A 19,900-nucleotide genomic window follows, 5' to 3' on the forward strand; every position below is an offset into this window, starting at 1 on the left:
GAAAAGCTATTTAGCATGAAGATACCAACGCTCAGAACAATTGACATTTACATTATCAAGAAGTTTTTGGGAACATTTTTCTACGCCATTGCACTGATCATCAGTATTGCAATTGTGTTTGATGTGTCCGAAAACCTGGATGAGTTTATTTCAAAAGATGCTCCGCTGAGTGCCATCATTTTTGACTACTACCTCAACTTTGTACCGTTTTTTGTCAACCTGTTCAGTGCTTTATTCACCTTCATTGCTGTTATTTACTTTACATCCAAAATGGCCTATAACTCAGAGATTATTGCCATCCTGAGTAGTGGGGTATCCTATCGACGTCTGATGCGTCCCTACATGGTTGGAGCCTTTGTTATTGCCTTGTTTTCCTACGTGCTTGGCAACTACATTATACCTCCAGCCAACAAAAAACGAGTCGATTTCAGGAATACGTATATCGACTCGAACCGGAATTACCTGGAAAAAAACATCCACCGCCAACTTTCACCCGGGACTTATATTTATATGCAAAGCTACAACACGTCAAATGACGTGGGGTATAAATTTACCATCGAACGATTCGAAGAAGGAGAGTTGGCTTCCAAACTGGAGGCCGATTACATCAAATGGGATCGGGAAGAAAAAAAATGGGTTATCCACAATTACTTCATCCGAGATTTGAACGGCTACGACGAATCGATCACCACCGGGACCAAAATTGACACGACATTAAACATGGTTCCGGAAGACTATCGGGTGGTTAAAAATATTGTTGAAACCATGACGCTTCCGAAGTTGAACCAAGAGATTAAAAACATGAAGCTTAGGGGTGTCAACACCATCGAATTTGAAATTGAAAAACACAAACGAGCCTCAGCCCCATTCGCTGCATTTATACTAACCTTAATTGGGGCATCATTAGCTTCGCGAAAAGTAAAAGGAGGCATTGGGCTACACTTAGGCTTTGGACTTCTTCTTGCCTTTTCTTACATCCTTTTCATGCAAATTTCCACCGTTTTTGCGGTATCCGGATTGCTGGCCCCAGTGATTGCCGCCTGGATTCCGAACCTACTTTTTGGTGGCTTAGCAGCTTATCTTTACAAATGGGCTAGTCGATAGATGAAAGTTCAAACCAATCGATAAATTGTTCAAAACCAAACATTAACTATCTCGTAACAACATACATCAATTCTCTAAAAAAAGTGTTGGAGTCTTTGAAAAAGTTCTAATTTTGACACGTTAAAAAAACACAAAAGACTAAGATCAACTTTTAACACACTCCGGAAAACCGGAGCATTTTTTTAATTAAAACTTTTAAGATATGTCGTTGAAACGGAATATCCTTGACCTTAGAAAAAGGAAAAGTGAAGTTCTCAAAGGTGGTGGTGAAAAAGCCATTGAGAAACAAGTTGCAATGGGGAAACTCACTGCCCGCGAACGCATTTTATACATCCTTGACGAAGGTTCATTTCATGAGTACGACCTATTCGTTGAGCACGTTGCCCGCGATTTTGACATGGAGAAGAAAAAATTGCATGGTGATGGTGTAATCATCGGAACAGGAACAATTCATGGTTCACCAGTGTGTATTTTTGCTCAGGACTTTACCGTTGCCGGAGGTTCCTTAGGCTTGATGCACGCCCGTAAAATCACGAAAATTATGGATCACGCGCTAAAAATGCGTGTCCCCCTAATTGGTATCAACGACTCTGGTGGTGCCCGAATTCAAGAAGGTGTTAACTCATTGGCTGGTTATGGAGAGATCTTCTTCCGTAACACATTGGCTTCTGGAGTTATCCCTCAAATCTCTGTTATTTTGGGACCTTGCGCCGGCGGAGCTGTTTATTCTCCAGCCTTAACTGACTTTGTATTTGTGGTCAATAACATTTCAAAAATGTTTATCACCGGCCCAAGTGTAATTAAAACAGTATTAGGCGAAGAGATTTCGATGGAAGAACTTGGTGGTGCAAAAGTACACGCCGAAATTACCGGAAATGCCCATTTTTATGCTGAAAGCGAATTGGAATGTTTTGATCAGATCAAAAAACTGATGAACTACATTCCATGGAACAATACTCAAAAGGCTGAAAAAATTGAGCCAGCCAATCCAAAGAAGAAAAAGAAAATTGAAAACATTGTTCCTGGCGATCCTAAAATGCCTTACGACATTCGTGATATCATCGAAGCAATCACTGACAATTCAGAATTCTTCGAAATCATGGAAATGTTTGCACCAAACATCGTTATTGGTTTTGGACGCTTAAATGGAGAAACGGTAGGTTTTGTAGCGAACCAACCGAAAGTTTTAGCAGGTGTGCTTGACTGCGACAGTTCTGATAAGGCTGCTCGTTTCATCCGCTACTGTAATGCATTCAACATTCCAATTGTCACCTTGGAAGACCTTCCTGGCTACTTACCGGGTGTTGACCAAGAGCATGCTGGAGTTATTCGCCACGGCGCGAAAATTCTATACGCTTACAGTGAAGCTACAGTTCCCAAAATTACCGTGATCATCCGTAAAGCTTACGGTGGTGGTTACATTGCAATGAATTCGCGCCACTTACGTGCCGACTTTGTATTTGCATGGCCAACAGCCGAGATTGCCGTAATGGGACCAGAAGGAGCTGCGAACATTGTATTCCGTAAGGAAATTGCAGAAGCTGAAGACTCAGAAGCAATGCGTCAAGTTAAAATTGAAGAATACAAAGAAAAATTCGCGAACCCATACGTCGCTGCAGCCAGAGGCTATATCGATGAGGTTATCGAACCTGAAGACACACGCAAAATGCTTCTGCATGCACTACAGGTTTCTGCAAACAAATCGGTTATGGGACCGAAAAAGAAACACGGTATTCCTCCATTTTAAATCAAAATTGAATGACCTATGGACGAAAATAATTTCGAAACAATTATTGTACACAGCGCAAAATACAAAACAGAGTATACGCGCAAGTACAGGAATAGACCAATATGGGAAGCTCCTAACGAGAATTACATCTATTCGTTTATTCCAGGAACCATCATCGACGTTCATGTAAAGGCAGGTGAAAAACTAAAAGAAGGTGATAGCCTGTTAATTCTGGAAGCGATGAAGATGCACAACAACGTTCAAATGCCTTTCGACGGTAAAGTTGTTAAAGTGTTTGTCAAACCCGGAGAAAAAATTCCGAAGAGACATTTGATGATAGAAATCAAACCACTATAAGAAAAGGGGCTTACAAGCCCCTTTTCTATTTAAAACCATTCACGTTTTTCAAGCCAAAAATTACATTTACCACCTAGTTCCAATAATTGTCATCCGTCATCCATGCTTCAATAGCAAGAGACTTCTCAGTTGCCGGATCCAGTGAAGTGGTTGCCTTGTTCCAAAAAGAATCATCAACCATCCAATTTTCAATTTCTAACTCCGGTTCAACTTCTTGAACGAACATACTGTTTCCTGATTTAGCCTGTATGCCTGTTAATGCAACAACTCCAATCGCTGCCAGGAAGGCCAATTTACTTAATCTACTCTTCATAGCTTTAAGACTTACTTGTTTGTATTCTGTTTCTAATTGTTTTCTGCTATATAGACTGATGAAAACCCAAAACGTTACACCGTAAGTTGTTAAAGTATGTGAAGATTATCTTAACAAAGTCTTAAAGCTTTTGTGAAAATATGCGGTAATCTTCGGGAAAGTACTGCGCAATCGTGCGTCTATCACCATGAAACAAGCCATAAACAGCTGAGCCACTTCCCGACATTAAAGCATAAGCTGCACCCAGCTTATATAATTTTTCCTTTATTGCCTTTACCTCCGGATGTTGCTCAAACACATACCGCTCAAATTGATTTTGCAAGTTGCCCTTCCATTTAAGGACCGGAAAGCGCACAATTGCCTTCAACGAAATGCGGCTTTTCCCCGGGCACATATGTCGATAAGCTTCGGGAGTAGAAACATGTACAGGCGGCTTTACTACAACCAAATGATAACCTGAAAGATTCAATTCTACGGGCTCCATTAGCTCACCGCGACCGGTTGCAAACACCGGTTTCGGATCAATAAAAAATGGACAATCGCTTCCAAGCTTTAAGGCATAAGCTAGTAGCTGCTCCCGCGTCAAGCTGAGCTCAAACAGGTCATTCAGCATTAAAAGCATGTAGGAAGCATCAGCCGAGCCACCGCCCAGGCCAGCTCCAACCGGAATGTTTTTGTGTAAATGAATATGAACAGGAGGTAATTGATAGTCGGCTTGCAATAAGCGATAAGCTTTTGCCACCAAATTATTTACAGGATCTTCCTTCAAATCAATACCTGTAATATCGATTTGAAAGGTATCTGCTTTCACTACTTCCAATGCATCTTGCACCGGAACTGGATAAAAAATCGTTTCAATATTGTGGAAGCCGTCTTCGCGCTTCTCGGTAACCTGCAAGCCCAGGTTTATCTTAGCAATTGGGTATGTTATCATAGAAAAAGAATGACTGCTGTAAAGATACGAAACAGCAGTCATTCTATAACCATTATTCTTGATAAGCTTCTATTGGATCGCAAGTACAAATCAAATTACGATCACCGTAAGCATCGTCCACCCTTCCTACCGGGGGCCAATATTTATTTTCGAGCAAATAAGGCAATGGGAAAGCAGCCTGTTGGCGGCTATAACCATGCTCCCACTGATCTGCAGTTACCACCTTCGCAGTATGAGGCGAATTCTTAAGCGGGTTGTCTTCTCTATCCGACTCTCCTTTAATAATTGCCTGAACCTCTCCGTAAATTGATTGCAAGGCCGCAATAAAACGGTCGAGTTCTTCTTTCGACTCACTTTCGGTTGGTTCAATCATCAATGTTCCATGAACCGGGAATGACAAAGTAGGAGCATGGAATCCGTAGTCCATCAAACGTTTTGCAATATCCGATTCTGTCACTCCCGAATCAGCTTTCAGATGGCGACATTCCAGAATCATCTCGTGCGCTACACGTCCATTTTCCCCAACATAAAGAATACCGTAAGTATCTTTCACCTGGCTAGCGATGTAGTTTGCGTTTAAAATTGCAACTTCAGTTGCTTTCTTCAAACCATCGGCACCAAGCATTTTGATGTAGCCATAAGTAATTGGCAACACCGAAGCACTACCCCATGGTGCTGCAGAAACCGCTGTGATTCCAACATGACCATTATTCATCACTGGGTGAGAAGGCAAAAATTCAACCAAGTGTTTAGCCACTCCAATTGGACCAACTCCTGGGCCACCACCACCGTGAGGAATAGCAAAAGTCTTATGCAAATTCAAGTGACACACATCTGCTCCAATATATCCTGGGTTCGTTAAACCAACCTGAGCATTCATGTTTGCACCGTCCAAGTACACCTGTCCGCCATTCTCATGGATAATTTCACACATCTCAACAATCGACGCTTCAAAAACACCATGAGTAGAAGGATACGTAACCATAAAGGCTGATAAAGTATCTTTGTATTCTTCAGCTTTTTGTCTTAATGCTTCAACATCAACGTTTCCTTTGTCATCACAAGGCACCACGACCACTTTCATTCCGGCCATAACTGCACTCGCCGGGTTTGTTCCATGCGCTGATGCGGGAATCAAAACCACATTCCGCTGATCATCTCCCCGGCTTAAATGATATTCCCGGATAACCATCAGCCCAGTATACTCCCCGGCAGCGCCTGAATTTGGCTGCAAACTCATATCTGCAAACCCCGTAATCTCAGCCAAATCACGTCTAAGTTCTTCCATCATTTCATGGTAACCACGTGCTTGGTTTTTCGGGATGAATGGGTGCAGACTGGCAAACTCAAACCAGCTCAATGGCAACATTTCTGTTGCTGCATTCAATTTCATGGTACAGGATCCCAGTGGAATCATGGAATGAGTCAATGAAATATCGCGATGCTCTAGCTTTTTGATGTAGCGCAGCATTTCCGTTTCGGAGCGGTACTTATTAAATACCTCTTGTTTCATAAACGAAGATGTACGGCCAAAACGCTCATCAATAGCTGGTTCTTCCGGATAGGCTGTTATGGTTGGATAGGATTTTTTATTGGCTGCTTTTGCAAATACCTCAATAATCCAGTTAATATCTTCCAAGTTGGTGGTTTCATCAATACTCAAGCCAACGTTTCCATTTTCGAAATAACGGAAGTTCATTTCCAACTCAAGCGAAAGCCACTCAATATCTTCACGTTTCACATGTTTTGGCAAAGCAAAACGAATGGTATCGAAATAATTCTCATTCAGCTGACGATATCCCAATGCTGTAACTTCTTTATCTAACAGCACTGCAATCTGGTGAACACGAGAAGCAATTCCTTTGATCCCTTCAGGACCATGATAAACACCATAAAAACCAGCCATGGTAGCTAACAAAGCCTGCGCAGTACAAATGTTTGATGTTGCCCGCTCACGTTTAATATGCTGTTCCCGTGTTTGCAAAGCCATGCGTAAGGCCAGGTTCCCCTGGGCATCTTTTGAAACGCCAATAATACGTCCGGGCATCGTCCGCTTGTAATCATTGCGTGTGGCAAAAAAAGCGGCGTGAGGACCACCATACCCCATAGGAATACCAAACCGTTGTGAGCTTCCAAATACAACATCGGCTCCCCATTCTCCTGGAGGAGTGAGCAAGGCTAAACTCAACAAATCAGCAGCAACAGCCAACTTCGCATCTACCGCATGGGCTTTTTCTGCTAAATCGGCATACGATAAGATCTCACCGTTCGAATTTGGATATTGTACGATAGCTCCAATTACCTGTTCTTCAAAAACAAAATCAGCAGCACTGCCAATTCTCAATTCAATATTTAGTGGATTTGCACGGGTTTGTAAGACATCAAGCGTTTGTGGCCAAATATGTTCGTCAACCAAAACCACATTTGCGCCTGCTTTTGCTTTGGGGCGTGTGCGCGAGTTAAACATCAACACCATAGCCTCTGCTGCTGCAGTTGCTTCATCCAGCAACGACGCATTTGCCAGCTCCATTCCTGTCAACTCGCAAACCATTGTTTGAAAATTCAATAGTGCTTCCAAACGTCCTTGCGAAATCTCAGCCTGGTAAGGAGTATACGAAGTATACCACACCGGATTTTCCAGTACATTACGTAAAATTACAGCAGGAGTAATGGTATCATAATACCCCATCCCGATGTAGGTATTGTATACCTTATTCATTTTTGCCAGATCATGAATCCGGCGATAATACTTGCGTTCAGTCAAACCATCAGCCAACTGCAATGGCTTGGGTAAACGAATATTGGCAGGAACTGCTTGTTCCATCAGCTCTTCGAGCGAACCAACACCAATGGCCTCCAACATGCTTTGAATATCTTCATCGCGTGGACCAATATGGCGGGTTACAAATTTATCACTTCCCATGCTTATATTTTTATATCAGAAATTAGCGTCAATATTAAATTGAAGATGCGGATAAAAAAATGATTTTTATCCCATTGTCCAGATCATCAGTCCATCAAAAAAGGGTTGCTTCTCTTTTCGAAACCGATACTGGTTTCAGGTCCATGCCCACTGTAAACAACCGTTTCTTCCGGAAGAACAAACAATTTGCTTTTAATATTAAAAACGAGTTGTTCAAAGTTTCCCTTAGGAAGATCGGTTCGTCCAATACTTCCGTAGAAGAGCACGTCTCCAGCCAACATAAACTGTTGTTTTTCGTGATAGAACACAAGATGCCCGGGGGCATGTCCCGGAACATGGATAACCTCCAATACTGAGTTTCCGAATGCAATTTGGTCTCCTTCGTTTAACGGATGGTCAGCCGCATCAACAGGCTCTACTGGAACTCCAAACCGATCGCCATGCTCTACAATCCGCTCAACCAAAAAAGCATCTTCCGGATGTGCATAAAACGGAATTTTATACTTCGTGCGACAATGCGTAATTCCCAGAATATGGTCAAAATGGCAATGCGTATTAACCAACTTCACAGGAGTCAACTGCTTGTCACTGATAAAATCATCCAACTCCTTCTTCTCATAATCGAAAAAGCAGCCAGCATCAACAATAATGCATTCTCCGGTTTCATCGTAAAGTACATAGGTATTTTCCTGAACCGGGTTAAACGTGAACTTTTTTATTTGAATCATTCGATTTTAATTTACTGTTCCTTTTAGCATTGGAACAAACACAAAGGTTCCATGCTTTTCTTTTTCATATTCTTCTTCTGAAATACGGGTTACTTTGTACATGACCTGTTTTTCAGTCGGGCCAATTGGAGCAACCAACACTCCTCCCACTCTAAGCTGAGTCAACAAATCCTGAGGAATAACAGGAGCTCCTGCAGTTATGATTATTTTATCAAAAGGACCGTAAGTAGGTAAGCCCTTGTAACCATCTCCAAAGAAAAACTTAGGGTGATAACCCAAATCAGGTAAGAGTTGCTGCACTTTCATATACAGTTCCCGCTGTCGTTCAATCGTATACACCTGGGCTCCCATCTCGACCAAGACTGCAGCTTGATATCCACTGCCTGTTCCTACCTCCAACACCTTATCGCTTGGCTGAACATCCAATAACTGAGATTGAAAAGCAACGGTAAAAGGTTGAGATATGGTTTGTCCGGCTCCAATTGGGAAAGCCTGATCTTTATACGCAAACTGGATAAAACTACTATCCATAAACAAATGGCGAGGGACTTTTTGTATCGCATTCAGGACCCGTTCGTCTCTGACTCCCTTAATGCGAATAGCCTCTACCAACCGTTTGCGCATCCCCTGATGTCTCAAACTATCGCGCGTATCCATCATCATTCAAATTTTAGGTAAAAATACGTCAAATGATTCTTTAAAGCGGCCTCCAATGGGCAACATTATCAACAAAAGTCGTTGAAAAGTTCCCCGAAGGCGACTCCTTTAAAATAGCTTTTTATTTCTAATTTGCGGCTATGATCAGAATAGGAATTCTTCTGGGCAATACATCTGCTAATGAGTCAATTAAATTGATTCAGCAATTCAATGATTTTAAGATTACGGGGATTGCACGCGATATTGATAAGCAAGATGCTCAAAAACAACAATACTCAGCAGAAGAATTAGTGCGTAACTCAGACGCCACCTATATCAGCCTTCAAGCTCCTTCTTTCGACCTGATTCGAATGGGAATAAAAAAAAGCAATCACCTATTTCTACATACTTCTCCCGTTCTCACTCCCGAAGAAATTCGTCAGTTAATCAGCCTCGAAGCAGAAGCAGGATCCACGGTATTACTGTTCAACCCACTAAGTTACCTTCCTGAGCAACTGCGGATAATGCCCATGCAGCAAGTGCCAAAGTGGATTAATATTCGTCTGCCAATAAATTTCGAGCATCTTAACCATCAGCTACTAGACTTACTACTTTTCATTTGCTCCGTCGAAAAAAGTGAAATCCGAAAGGTTGATGCGTTTGCCCTTCAAAGCCAGCAAACTCCCAACTTGATCACGACCCACATTTCTTTTAAGTCCGGCAGTGTTGCTCAGCTCGAGCTAAGCGATAGCTCATGTTCTTCTCAACATGTTATTGAAATTCTTTGTCAAAATGAGAAACCGATCTCTCTACCTGTAAATCAAAATAAAGAAGCACTTGCTCTAACCGAAAAAAGTGCTCTAAAACAATTCATTCTCGCCATTCGAAAAAAACAAACGACCATTGTGTCGCTCAGTGATTTAACCCAAGCCCTTCAAATCCTGCACGAAATCATGGATAAATTAAAGTACTCAGGCTGCTCACTACTAAAGTAAAAAGGCTACATTTGTCGCAATATTTAAGATTTTTAGTCGTTTATAGGCTACCGAACACCACTGATTGACCAAAAGATTCAGCCTCTATGAATAAAAGAGTACAAGTTGCTAAGTACTTGTTTTTTGACTTGCTTGCAGCTGCAGCAAGCTGGGTCTTATTTTATTCTTACCGAAAACTGTATATTGAACCACAGCACTTTGGGACTGAAGTTCCGTTGGAATTTACTTCTCGCTTCTTTTTAGGCTTGATTTTTATCCCGGCTTTTTGGTTATTATTCTATTACATTACCGGTTACTACAGTAACATTTATCGGAAATCCCGGTTGCTCGAATTGGGACAAACGTTCCTTACGTCATTAATTGGTGTCATCATCATTTTTTTCACCTTAATTCTTGATGATGTTATTGGATCGTATAAAAACTATTACAGTCTCTTCTTCACCTTATTTGGTCTGCATTTTAGCCTGACTTACCTATTCCGATTCATTCAGACCAATCGAATTGTACGCCGCATTCACCGGCGCGAGTTCGGGTTCAACACCTTGCTTATTGGAGGAGATGAAAAAGCCCTGCAAATTTACCAGGAACTCAATACCCAAATTCGTCCGGCAGGCTATCGTTTTATTGGCTTTTTAAGTTTAGAAGAACGTTCTTCCTATCCCTTAGAGCAACACCTCCCACGTTTAGGAAGTACGAAAGACCTGTCAGAGGTCATCAAAAAGAATGACTTTGAAGAAGTTATAATTGCCATCGAATCAACACAACACGAACTTCTATCTTCAATTTTAACGCCCTTACAAAATCGTACCTTAACCATTTGGGGCATCCCCGATCTATTTGATCTATTGTCTGGCAACACCAAAACCAGTGTCATCTACAGCAGTCCGCTATTTAAAATCTCTAATGGCATCATGCCCGCCTGGCAAGCCAACCTCAAAAGACTATTTGACGTTAGCTTTTCAATTATCGCCATAATTCTGTTTTTACCCGTTTACCTCATTGTTTCAATTTGGATTAAGCTGGAAAGTAAGGGACCAATTCTTTACAAACAAGAGCGCATTGGCAAGTTTGGCAAGCCATTTACCATTTACAAATTTCGAACAATGGTGGATGACGCCGAAACCAACGGGCCAGAACTCTCGAGCCATAACGACAAACGAATAACCCGACTTGGACAATTTCTACGTCGTACGCATCTGGATGAAATACCGCAATTTTACAATGTAATTATCGGAGAGATGTCCTTGGTAGGACCTCGACCTGAACGCCAATACTTCATCGACCAAATCGTAAAAGAAGCCCCTCACTATACCCATTTGCATAAAATAAGACCCGGAATTACCTCATGGGGACAAGTCAAATACGGTTATGCATCCGACCTTGAAGAAATGCTTCAACGCCTTCCATACGATTTGGTTTACCTCCGAAATATTTCTCTTTACATCGATTTTAAAATACTTATTTACACGATTATTGCCTGCTTTAAAGGAGATGGGAAATAATAAGATCCTTGACCGCTAATTATCTCCGATGGGGTTCTGCAATGGATACTTTCCCAACAACCGGTAGACTGATCCAGAGGAAGTTAACTCACTTTCATAAAATCGAATTTCGCTGACGTCAACTGCTCTTTCAGGAAGCTCTGCCCAATTGGCTAGCTCTTTTTGAAAAGCTTGGAGATCTTTTAGCTTCTTCATTCGCCCTAAAGTTAAGTGAGGCGTATATTTCTCGGAAGTTGTCACGCCTAATACCTTCAAGCGTACCTTCAATTCTTGACTTAACAGCGTCAGTAAATCAGCATTGTCCACTTGCTGAAAAATTACAGAAGGACTTCCTTTATGCGAAAAGAACCCGAAGCCTTTCAGCTTAAACGAAAACGCCTGCTTATCAAGCACAAAATCCGCCAACAGGCTTTTAACCGCCTCTATCTTTTCATCTGAAATTGATCCTAAAAAACGCAGGGTTACATGAAACAGGCCTGGAGCAACCCAACGAATTCGCTCATTACGCAAGGCCTCATCCAACTGCCTCAAAGCTTCTTTCAATGCCGAATAGGGCTTAATCCTTACCGCTATAAATACCCTTTTTACAGTCATAACAACCTGCCTTTAGCTACGATTTTAGATGACGCCGGCATCAATCCGACTGATAATCTGTTCAATTAAAATATCTTCGATAACCGGATCATACTGATCCTTCAAATCATTTCCAAAGATACGAGCTACCCCCTGCCAGAAAAAAGCGACAAGACCTCCCTTTAAATCTTTAATCAATTCATAAGAAGTATGCCCCGTTTCCCGATCGATAAGTTTAATTAAAATACGCCCTTCCGATATCGATAACTTCTTTAACTCGTCACCATATTCTGCAAACAACTCTTTTTCAACTTGCTTAACGTATTTCTTTCGCTCTTTATCACTCGCCGCTCCCAAATAGGAAGACTCATACTTTTCAATGAGTTCAGCAGCTTTTTGTGCATACGGATAGACTTTCTTCACCTTCCGCTCCAGACGATAATAGCGTCGCTCATATCGCGGACTTTTAAAAACCAAGCGAGGAAAAACAGCCACCTCCTCTATTTCGCGATGAGGCAGAGTATCTCCATCCGCTTCAATTCCTTCCAAATAATTAAGCGTGTCCTGCTGCTGAGCATATCCTCCCCAGTAAAAAGCAAGCAGGCATAATACCAAACAAAAAGCTATTCGCATCATTCAAGCTACGAAGATAAACACATGTTATTTAACCTGAAATGAATCCAACAAGTTTCAGATAATGTTCCGGCTTAGAGTTTGTATATTTGTCCAAACTTTAGAAAAGGGTTAACATATGATGTCTGAAAGACTTAAAGTAAACGTGACTTCAGAGTTTGGGGAACTCGAAGGCGTTATTGTACACACTCCGGGCCTTGAAGTAGAAGAGATGACACCGGAGACAGCCAAACGGGCACTCTACAGCGATATTCTGAACCTAGCCGTTGCCGGAAAAGAATATCAACAAATGAAAGGGGTTTTAAGCAAAGTAAGCACATGCTTTGAAGTTCAAGATTTGCTAAGCACGATTCTAAACGATGAAGCAACGCGTGCCACCTTGCTACAAGAAATATGCAAAGCCGAAAATGTACTGGATATCTTACCGTCACTGCAAGATATTCCAGCAGAGGAATTGGCTCGCCAACTGATTCAAGGGGTTCCAATAAAACGTAACAACCTGACTCGATATCTTAGCCAGGAACGTTTTAGCCTCGCACCACTTCATAACTTCCTGTTTACGCGTGACGCATCCATGTCTTTCTGTAACCAGGTGGTTATTGGAAAAATGGCAAATAAGGTACGCGACCGCGAAGCCTTGATTATGGAAGCCATCTTTAATCATCACCCAATGCTGGAAACAACAACACTGAACCCACTACATATGGGAACTCAGTCGAGCAGCAAAATTATGATTGAGGGGGGTGATTTTCAAGTGGCTCGGGAGGACGTACTTGTTATCGGAACTGGCATAAGAACCAGCACCGAAGGAATCGATTTTATCCTTGAAAATATTAAGTCGAAGAAAGAAGGCATTCAACATGTCATCGTTCAGGAATTACCAGATATGCCTGAATCCTTCATTCACCTGGACATGGTTTTCACCTTCCTCGACCGGGATGTGTGCATGGTTTACGAGCCTTTAATTTTGGGAACAAACCGCTATCACACGATCCATATTCAAATTGAGAATGGAAAAGTATCCAAGATTACTGAAGAACGAAACCTGCCCGAAGCCCTTAAAAAACTAGGCATGGATTTAAAACCGATTCAATGTGGAGGAAGCAAGGACATTTGGACACAGGAGCGGGAGCAATGGCACAGTGGCGCCAACTTCTTTGCCATTGCGCCAGGTCAAGTTATTGGGTACGAACGTAACGTTAATACCGTAGAAGAACTTAACCGAAATGGTTTTGAAGTCATTCGTGCTGAAGATTTTATCGCGGGCAAAGCAACACTCACTCCAAATAAAAAGTGTGTGATTACAATTGCCGGCTCCGAACTGGCACGAGGCGGTGGCGGCGCCCGTTGTATGACGATGCCATTCCGAAGAAAGCCAGTGGCTTGGTAAGAAAAAGTTATTATTGACAATTGAGACAGCAGGCTGGTTGAATTTACTGATTACAAGACATTTAAACAACTACTGTCTTATTTCACTTTCAACGATTTTAAATGCGTAAACTAAGAACTCATGAGCTCGGCCGCATTAGTGCCGAAGAATATAAACAAACTGAGAAAACACCAATTGTTGTTGTTCTGGATAACATCCGAAGCTGCAACAACATTGGCTCGGTTTTCCGCACCTCAGATGCCCTTCTGATTGAAGCCGTTCATTTGTGTGGCATAACTGCTACTCCTCCAAATAAAGAAATTCATAAAACTGCTCTGGATGCTGAAAAATCAGTCCCTTGGAGCTATTATGAAAAAACCGAAGACTCCGTTGCTCTACTGAAAGAGCAAGGCTACCATGTTTTTGCCATCGAACAGGTTGAACACAGTATCATGCTTCCTGATTTTGAACTCAATAAAAACGATCGTATTGCCTTAGTTTTTGGAAACGAAGTGAAAGGAGTACAGCAACAAGTCGTTGATCTTTGCGATGGAGCTATTGAAATTCCACAGTTTGGAATTAAACATTCTTTTAATATTTCGGTGAGTGCCGGAATTGTACTATGGGATCTCTTCAAGAAGTTTCGTTACAATTCATAAAAGAAATCGAAAAAGCATCAATCGCTTCTCTCCCGGCTAAAAGTCAAGACGAATAAAAAAAGCCTGCACACAAATTGTGTACAGGCTCCAGGTGTTGTTAGTCTTGGTCCGGGACTAACGAGCTATTCAAAAATGTTTCTTTATTTCCCCGACATCTCTCTGATCATTTGGAAAATCTCGCCCCAATCGGGCAATCCTCCTACATTACGATCATCGATAAATAAGTCGGCATGTATTTTTCGTGGGGCGTTTTCGTCAAACTTTTCTTCTGGAAAGCTTTTATTGATTGCGTAGAAAGAGACTCCTTTCGATTCGCAAAACTGCACAGCTTCATCCAAGAGCTTTCCCGTTCGATAAGTCCATAGAATCAGGCGATGCCCATCTTCCTGAAGCTTTTTCAGCGTAAGTGTTGCAAAGGGCAACTCTTTTCCAATTTTTGGGAAACGATGTTGAACAATTGTCCCATCAAAATCAACGGCAATAATCATAGACTGTTTGTTTTATTGGTTCGCTACCTTCTTAAGCAGCTGGTGCTTATTTTTCTTACTTAGGTAAAAAACAAGGCAGCCCGAAGGCATGCCTTGCTTAGTTAAGTAAAGAAATCATCCAGTATAACTAGGGCTGGACTCGAAGTAGTAATAACTACTTTTCTTTTTATAGCTGTAATCAGCACCATATGATCCGACATGTGCATGTTTTGACACGTGAATGTCATTCAAAACAATTCCCGGATTCTTCATCGATTTTTTCCGGTGCACATGATCTATAAACTTCACTTCATTTTTCTTACTGTAATCCTGACGAGTAACGAAAAGGTTGATATCAACCTTTTGACCAATAATAATTCCGTCAGACACAATCGACAACGGAGGATTGTCAAATACGATGTAGTCAAAGATATTCCGGCAACGGTCGATTAACTCCTCAAATTTTCCATTCTCAAGCAGTTCTGAGGGATTGGGAGGAATAGGGCCTGCTGATACAAATTGTAAGTTATCGACCCTTGTTTGCCGGAAAATATCTTCAAACGTACTAAAGTCCGTCAGGTAGGTACTTAAACCTTCCTTATTCTTATATTTCAAGCGGTTGTGTAAACTTGGCTTTCGCAAGTCACAGTCAACCAGCAATACTTTCTTATTATTCAGAGCAATCATTGATGCCAGATTGGCTGAAGTAAATGACTTCCCCTCTCCTGAAATCACGGAGTTAACACCAATGATTGTACATTCGTTATTTTTCTTCGGAGCAACAAACTGCAAGTTGGTTCGAAGCTCCCGAAACGATTCAGCAATGGCAGAACGAGGATTATCAATAGCCGCCAAAAATTCAGCACCAATCCCTGTATTCACAATATTACCAATCACCGGAATATCACTGTACTCTTCAATGTCTTCAGCTGACTTAATTCGATCGTAGAAATAAGTGGCCAGCATAATAACCACAAACGGAATAAACAGTCCGGCTAACATTCCTCCTGCAACATTGATAACTAAATTAGGTCCCAATCGAGAAGCTAGCTCTGGCCGGGCTTCATCAAGTACCTGCGTATCTGACACATTTGATGCATGCGTTATTGCCGCTTCCGCCCGCTTTTTTAACAAGAAGGTGTACAATTCATTATTCAAATCATACATCCGTTTCATATTCATCAACTGCTGTTCTGTTTTCGGATAAGCAGTCAATTGCTGGTTTACCTTCTCAATCCGGCGATCAAGCCCCTGCACCTGAATAATGGCATTGTTAATGAGGTTTTTCAGGTTCTCCCGAAGGTTTCGTTTCACCATCTCAATCTCATTCCCGATCAAAATCAATTTCGGATTTTTTTCCTGAGCAGTATACGAAATTACCTCGCGCTGGCGGTAAAGGTCACTTAAATGAACTACCAAGTTATTTAAAGCATCATCAACAATACCAACTACTGATGGAGCAACCACCTGCTTCATTTTCTCGGTATCATCCAAATACTGTTGTAAGTTTTTATAGTAATCCAAATGAGATTGAATCATCGAACGCTCAGTATCCAGATCCACCAATCGTTGCACAATAATTCCACCTTCCTGGCTCATATCTACGATCTGATTTCGAGAACGAAAAGAAGTAAAATTGTTTCCCGCCACTTTCAAGGTGTCAATCACGTCTTTTAATTGAGAATCAATAAAATCGATAGTTGTTGCTGAGGCATGGTTTTTTTCCCTCAACTCATAAGTTAGGTAAACACGACTTAACTCATTCAAATAGTCTGCCGCCTTTTGAGGAACTTCATCAACCATCGAAAGACGAATAAGATCAGCCTGTTCCTCTGTCTCCTCAATCATTAGACGTCCCGAGTAATTACGAACCAGTCCTTCAAAATTATTGAAGGTAAAGAAATAGGTTTCACCTCGCTTCACATTCTTCGGATACAGCGTAAAATGGAAGTAATCATTCTCAAATATCTCCCCAAAAACTCCCCGCTGATCTATTTTTATTTCAATCTCCCGACCATAATACATGGTCTTCTCATCAACAATAATCCGATAATTTGTTGAATCCAGCATTTGTACATAAACTGGGATCCCTTCTAAGTTCATTGCATTTCGATCAAACAAAACATCATAAGGCTCATTCTTATACAATTCTTCATTTCGAAACATGAGCTCATGATACCAAGAGGTTGACCAATCCAAGTTCTCCATAACCTGACGGTTAATGGAGTAGGAGGTAATAATTCCGATGTTATTTTGCAAGTTGATATTTCCACCAAAAGCTGATGGTAGTGGAAAATCCATTCGCAATCCTCCTTTATTATCTGTCTTAATTAAAAACAGGCTTTCCAGTTTATAGGCTGGCGCTGTTACCTGGGTTTTTAAATAGCCCAACCCAACGCCAATGATGCCAACGATCATAAACCAATACCAATTACGTACTAACTTATGAAAGAATTTCTTAACCGAAAGCATATCTTCTCGCTCCAAGGAATTGGAGTATTCTTCCATCGTTTTCATAGATAAAATCTTTACTTAATAATTTCTTTGAGTTACTTCAATCTCTACTTCGATAATCTCTTCTGCCCTAGCCCCAGAAGAAATTAATGATCAACATGATTGTTGTAAGAGATGAAATCCCAATGGTGTAGTAAGAAGCATTCAGCTTAACATTTTTAAGCTTCTGTGGTCGAACAAAAATGACATCGTCTGGCTGTAGATAAAAAGCTTCAGAGGCCATAATATTCTTCTTCGTTAGATCCAAGTGATAAGGCTTTACGGCATCTTTTCCTTGACGGACAACAAGCACATCCTTAATCTTGGCATAATCAGTCGTTCCATTGGCCATTCCAATGGCTTCCAAAAGAGTCAGTGTATTATTGTAGTTGTAATACACTCCTGGGGCTCGAACTTCTCCGAGCACACTAACTTTAAAATTAAGCAAGCGTACCTGAATGTCTGAGTCTTTTACATACTCATCTGCTCGCACCTGAATCTGCTCTTTGGCTTGTTTCAGCGTACGTCCAGCAACTTGCACTGGCCCAATAATGGGTAAGGTGATCTCTCCCCGGCTATCAACCTGATAACCATAAATGTGCTGTCCAACTTGTGAGCTATACAATGTTCCAGAACCAACAGTTCCCTCACTTTGTGCGAACATCGCATTCACCTCAGGATTGATGGTCTTCACGCTGACATAAAGATTGTCATTCGTTTGGATCATGTAATCCTTGTCGGCCTTTTGCACCAGGGATGCATCGACTGCTTCTTGAAAATCTCTTAAAAAATAAGAGTTCCGTTTAGAAACACAAGAAGACAGCAATACAGTCAAGACCAAAAGCACCCATGCATTTCGGCTTTTTTTTCCTGATAAAATCATACTTGTAAATTAAAAATTGAATTATAGTTATTTGTTTGGTGAGACTACCTTAAACTACTGATAACAAATCTATTTCCCTGTTCCAACGAGCATAACCTTTACTGTCCTTAGGATTAATACGGCATCCTGAAATAAAGACCAATTATCAATGTATTGCATATCCAACTTCATCCATTCCTCAAATGGAATATCATTTCGTCCTGATACTTGCCAGATACAAGTAATTCCAGGCTTCATGCTCAAACGACGAATTTGCCAGCGCTTATATTTCTCAACCTCAGCAGGAATGGGAGGACGTGGACCAACAACCGACATCTCGCCACGCAAGACATTGAAAAATTGAGGCAACTCATCCAAAGAGGTTTTTCGAAGAAACCTTCCAACCCGAGTGACTCTCGGATCCATAGAAATTTTGAAAACCGGACCGTCTTGCTCATTCTGCCCCATCAGCGAAGCTTTTAACGCTTCTGCATTAGCAACCATCGTCCGAAATTTAAAGCATGAAAACCGTCTTCCATTCAAGCCAACCCGCTCTTGCCTAAAGAAAATAGGGCCGCCATCATCTAGCTTAATTGCAATCGCAATCAACAAAAAGACAGGGGAAATAAGAATAACAACAAAAAGGCTAAAGAAGAAGTCAAAAGCACTCTTCAACTTTAAGCCTGCATAGTTGTCTGGAGTAGTCATATAGGTTACAAAAGGAAGTTGATTAAGCAGCGAAAAGCTTGAACGCTTAATTTTGTGCCCGTGAACTTTCGAAATCATGCCGGTATAATGGTGGAAACTAATTCCGACTTCAGCACATTCCAAAATAAAACGGGTAATCTCATCCTGATTGTAATCTGTTTTGCAATAAATTACTTCATCAATAGTTTCCCGATCCAATACTTCCTTCAGGTTTTTACGCTCAGGAATAACTTTAAAGCGACTCTGGTAGTTACTTTTTAAGCTATCGCAACCAGTCATAATCCCACGAATGTTATATCCCCAGTCTTTCGTATGGATAATACGTTCAATGTAATCTTCAGACCCCTTATCCGCAATCACCAAAATTTGTCGAATGCTATATCCTCTTCGCCTAAAGAAGCGCATAATCAAAAAGAACGAATTCTTATACGATGACAATACAAACAAATTGAGAACACTGAACAAGAACAAATTTGTCAGTTCCAATGCCTCATATTGAGTTAAAACATTGATCGCAAATAAAAAACCACTCCCAATGGATATAAGCTTGAAGTAAGAAATCGACAAGCTCACATAGCTTGCTCTTCGACTCATTCGACCTAAACCAAATTGCTCAAGCAGTAAAAACCAAAGCAACGCAATGAAAATCAATGTGTGTTTCAGTTCTGTCACTGCGACCATCTGAATTTCGGTTCCCAGGTTCTGAAACCACCAAACCAACGAAAAACAGGCCAAGCTCAGAATCACCTGGAAGATAATACTGATTTTTTCAAGTGTATATTCACGTTCTTTAAGCATAATAATGAACTTTTTGAGTAAGATTAAGGGATAGGTGACCTATCGAAATTCGATAAGCCAATGCAGGAATCAGGAGTCTATCCTGATTCGAATTCAGACTTTTGACAGATCAATCCT

The 19,900-nt window shown here is 41.2% G+C and carries 18 protein-coding genes; 7 read left to right on the forward strand and 11 right to left on the reverse strand.

Going from position 1 to position 19,900, the window contains the following annotated elements; genetic code table 11:
- Window positions 1-15 precede the first annotated feature (15 nt).
- The 3 genes from BM156_RS00255 to BM156_RS00265 all read left to right on the forward strand — a co-directional run bounded on the left by BM156_RS00255 (window position 16) and on the right by BM156_RS00265 (window position 3,190).
- Complete coding sequence (locus tag BM156_RS00255) at window positions 16-1,104, forward strand: LptF/LptG family permease (RefSeq protein WP_093917817.1); 1,089 nt, start codon at window positions 16-18, stop codon at window positions 1,102-1,104.
- 202 nt (window positions 1,105-1,306) lie between these two features.
- On the forward strand, window positions 1,307-2,851 hold the full coding sequence (locus tag BM156_RS00260) for an acyl-CoA carboxylase subunit beta (protein WP_093917818.1): 1,545 nt from the start codon (window positions 1,307-1,309) through the stop codon (window positions 2,849-2,851).
- A gap of 18 nt (window positions 2,852-2,869) precedes the next feature.
- Window positions 2,870-3,190: a biotin/lipoyl-containing protein gene (locus BM156_RS00265; protein WP_093917819.1), complete on the forward strand. Its 321-nt coding sequence runs from the start codon at window positions 2,870-2,872 to the stop codon at window positions 3,188-3,190.
- A 73-nt stretch (window positions 3,191-3,263) separates the two neighbouring features.
- Here BM156_RS00265 and BM156_RS00270 read toward each other — a convergent pair whose 3' ends face one another.
- From BM156_RS00270 to BM156_RS00290, 5 genes are all read right to left on the reverse strand, one after another.
- Window positions 3,264-3,503, reverse strand: a complete 240-nt coding sequence (locus BM156_RS00270) for a hypothetical protein (RefSeq protein WP_093917820.1) — start codon at window positions 3,501-3,503, stop codon at window positions 3,264-3,266.
- Between the two features lie 121 nt (window positions 3,504-3,624).
- Entirely contained in the window at window positions 3,625-4,437 is an 813-nt protein-coding gene (ispE, locus tag BM156_RS00275; protein ID WP_093918647.1) for a 4-(cytidine 5'-diphospho)-2-C-methyl-D-erythritol kinase, read from the reverse strand.
- Between the two features lie 52 nt (window positions 4,438-4,489).
- Window positions 4,490-7,360: an aminomethyl-transferring glycine dehydrogenase gene (gene gcvP / locus BM156_RS00280; protein WP_093917821.1), complete on the reverse strand. Its 2,871-nt coding sequence runs from the start codon at window positions 7,358-7,360 to the stop codon at window positions 4,490-4,492.
- 86 nt (window positions 7,361-7,446) lie between these two features.
- Window positions 7,447-8,088 (reverse strand): MBL fold metallo-hydrolase, encoded by a 642-nt coding sequence (locus BM156_RS00285; RefSeq protein ID WP_093917822.1) that lies wholly within the window; start codon window positions 8,086-8,088, stop codon window positions 7,447-7,449.
- Window positions 8,089-8,094: 6 nt separating this feature from the next.
- A complete protein-coding gene (locus BM156_RS00290) occupies window positions 8,095-8,751 on the reverse strand; it encodes a protein-L-isoaspartate(D-aspartate) O-methyltransferase (RefSeq protein WP_244525699.1) in 657 nt (218 codons plus the stop codon).
- A 134-nt stretch (window positions 8,752-8,885) separates the two neighbouring features.
- Here BM156_RS00290 and BM156_RS00295 point away from each other — a divergent pair, with 134 nt between their 5' ends.
- Both BM156_RS00295 and BM156_RS00300 read left to right on the forward strand, forming a co-directional pair.
- Entirely contained in the window at window positions 8,886-9,719 is an 834-nt protein-coding gene (locus tag BM156_RS00295; protein WP_093917823.1) for a Rossmann-fold NAD(P)-binding domain-containing protein, read from the forward strand.
- 86 nt (window positions 9,720-9,805) lie between these two features.
- Window positions 9,806-11,221: a sugar transferase gene (locus tag BM156_RS00300; RefSeq protein ID WP_093917824.1), complete on the forward strand. Its 1,416-nt coding sequence runs from the start codon at window positions 9,806-9,808 to the stop codon at window positions 11,219-11,221.
- A gap of 15 nt (window positions 11,222-11,236) precedes the next feature.
- Here BM156_RS00300 and thpR read toward each other — a convergent pair whose 3' ends face one another.
- Both thpR and BM156_RS00310 read right to left on the reverse strand, forming a co-directional pair.
- On the reverse strand, window positions 11,237-11,815 hold the full coding sequence (gene thpR, locus BM156_RS00305; RefSeq protein WP_093917825.1) for an RNA 2',3'-cyclic phosphodiesterase: 579 nt from the start codon (window positions 11,813-11,815) through the stop codon (window positions 11,237-11,239).
- Window positions 11,816-11,839: 24 nt separating this feature from the next.
- The gene (locus BM156_RS00310; protein ID WP_093917826.1) at window positions 11,840-12,430 is read right to left on the reverse strand and encodes a DUF4294 domain-containing protein; all 591 of its coding nucleotides are present in this window, start codon (window positions 12,428-12,430) and stop codon (window positions 11,840-11,842) included.
- Window positions 12,431-12,545: 115 nt separating this feature from the next.
- Here BM156_RS00310 and BM156_RS00315 point away from each other — a divergent pair, with 115 nt between their 5' ends.
- Together BM156_RS00315 and BM156_RS00320 are read left to right on the forward strand one after the other, a co-directional pair.
- The gene (locus BM156_RS00315) at window positions 12,546-13,817 is read left to right on the forward strand and encodes an arginine deiminase (RefSeq protein ID WP_244525700.1); all 1,272 of its coding nucleotides are present in this window, start codon (window positions 12,546-12,548) and stop codon (window positions 13,815-13,817) included.
- A gap of 101 nt (window positions 13,818-13,918) precedes the next feature.
- A complete protein-coding gene (locus BM156_RS00320) occupies window positions 13,919-14,455 on the forward strand; it encodes an RNA methyltransferase (protein ID WP_093917827.1) in 537 nt (178 codons plus the stop codon).
- A 140-nt stretch (window positions 14,456-14,595) separates the two neighbouring features.
- Here the strand turns inward: BM156_RS00320 and BM156_RS00325 are convergent, their stop codons facing one another.
- The 4 genes from BM156_RS00325 to BM156_RS00340 form a co-directional block, all read right to left on the reverse strand.
- Window positions 14,596-14,943 (reverse strand): BT0820 family HAD-type phosphatase, encoded by a 348-nt coding sequence (locus BM156_RS00325; RefSeq protein WP_093917828.1) that lies wholly within the window; start codon window positions 14,941-14,943, stop codon window positions 14,596-14,598.
- 114 nt (window positions 14,944-15,057) lie between these two features.
- On the reverse strand, window positions 15,058-17,439 hold the full coding sequence (locus tag BM156_RS00330; protein ID WP_093917829.1) for a GumC family protein: 2,382 nt from the start codon (window positions 17,437-17,439) through the stop codon (window positions 15,058-15,060).
- 67 nt (window positions 17,440-17,506) lie between these two features.
- A complete protein-coding gene (locus tag BM156_RS00335) occupies window positions 17,507-18,298 on the reverse strand; it encodes a polysaccharide biosynthesis/export family protein (protein ID WP_093917830.1) in 792 nt (263 codons plus the stop codon).
- 69 nt (window positions 18,299-18,367) lie between these two features.
- Window positions 18,368-19,783 carry a sugar transferase gene (locus BM156_RS00340; protein WP_093917831.1) on the reverse strand — a complete coding sequence of 472 codons (1,416 nt, stop codon included), beginning with the start codon at window positions 19,781-19,783 and terminating at the stop codon, window positions 18,368-18,370.
- Between the last annotated feature and the right edge of the window lie 117 nt (window positions 19,784-19,900).

The sequence above is a fragment of the Sunxiuqinia elliptica genome, from assembly GCF_900113005.1.
GTDB lineage: Bacteria > Bacteroidota > Bacteroidia > Bacteroidales > Prolixibacteraceae > Sunxiuqinia > Sunxiuqinia elliptica.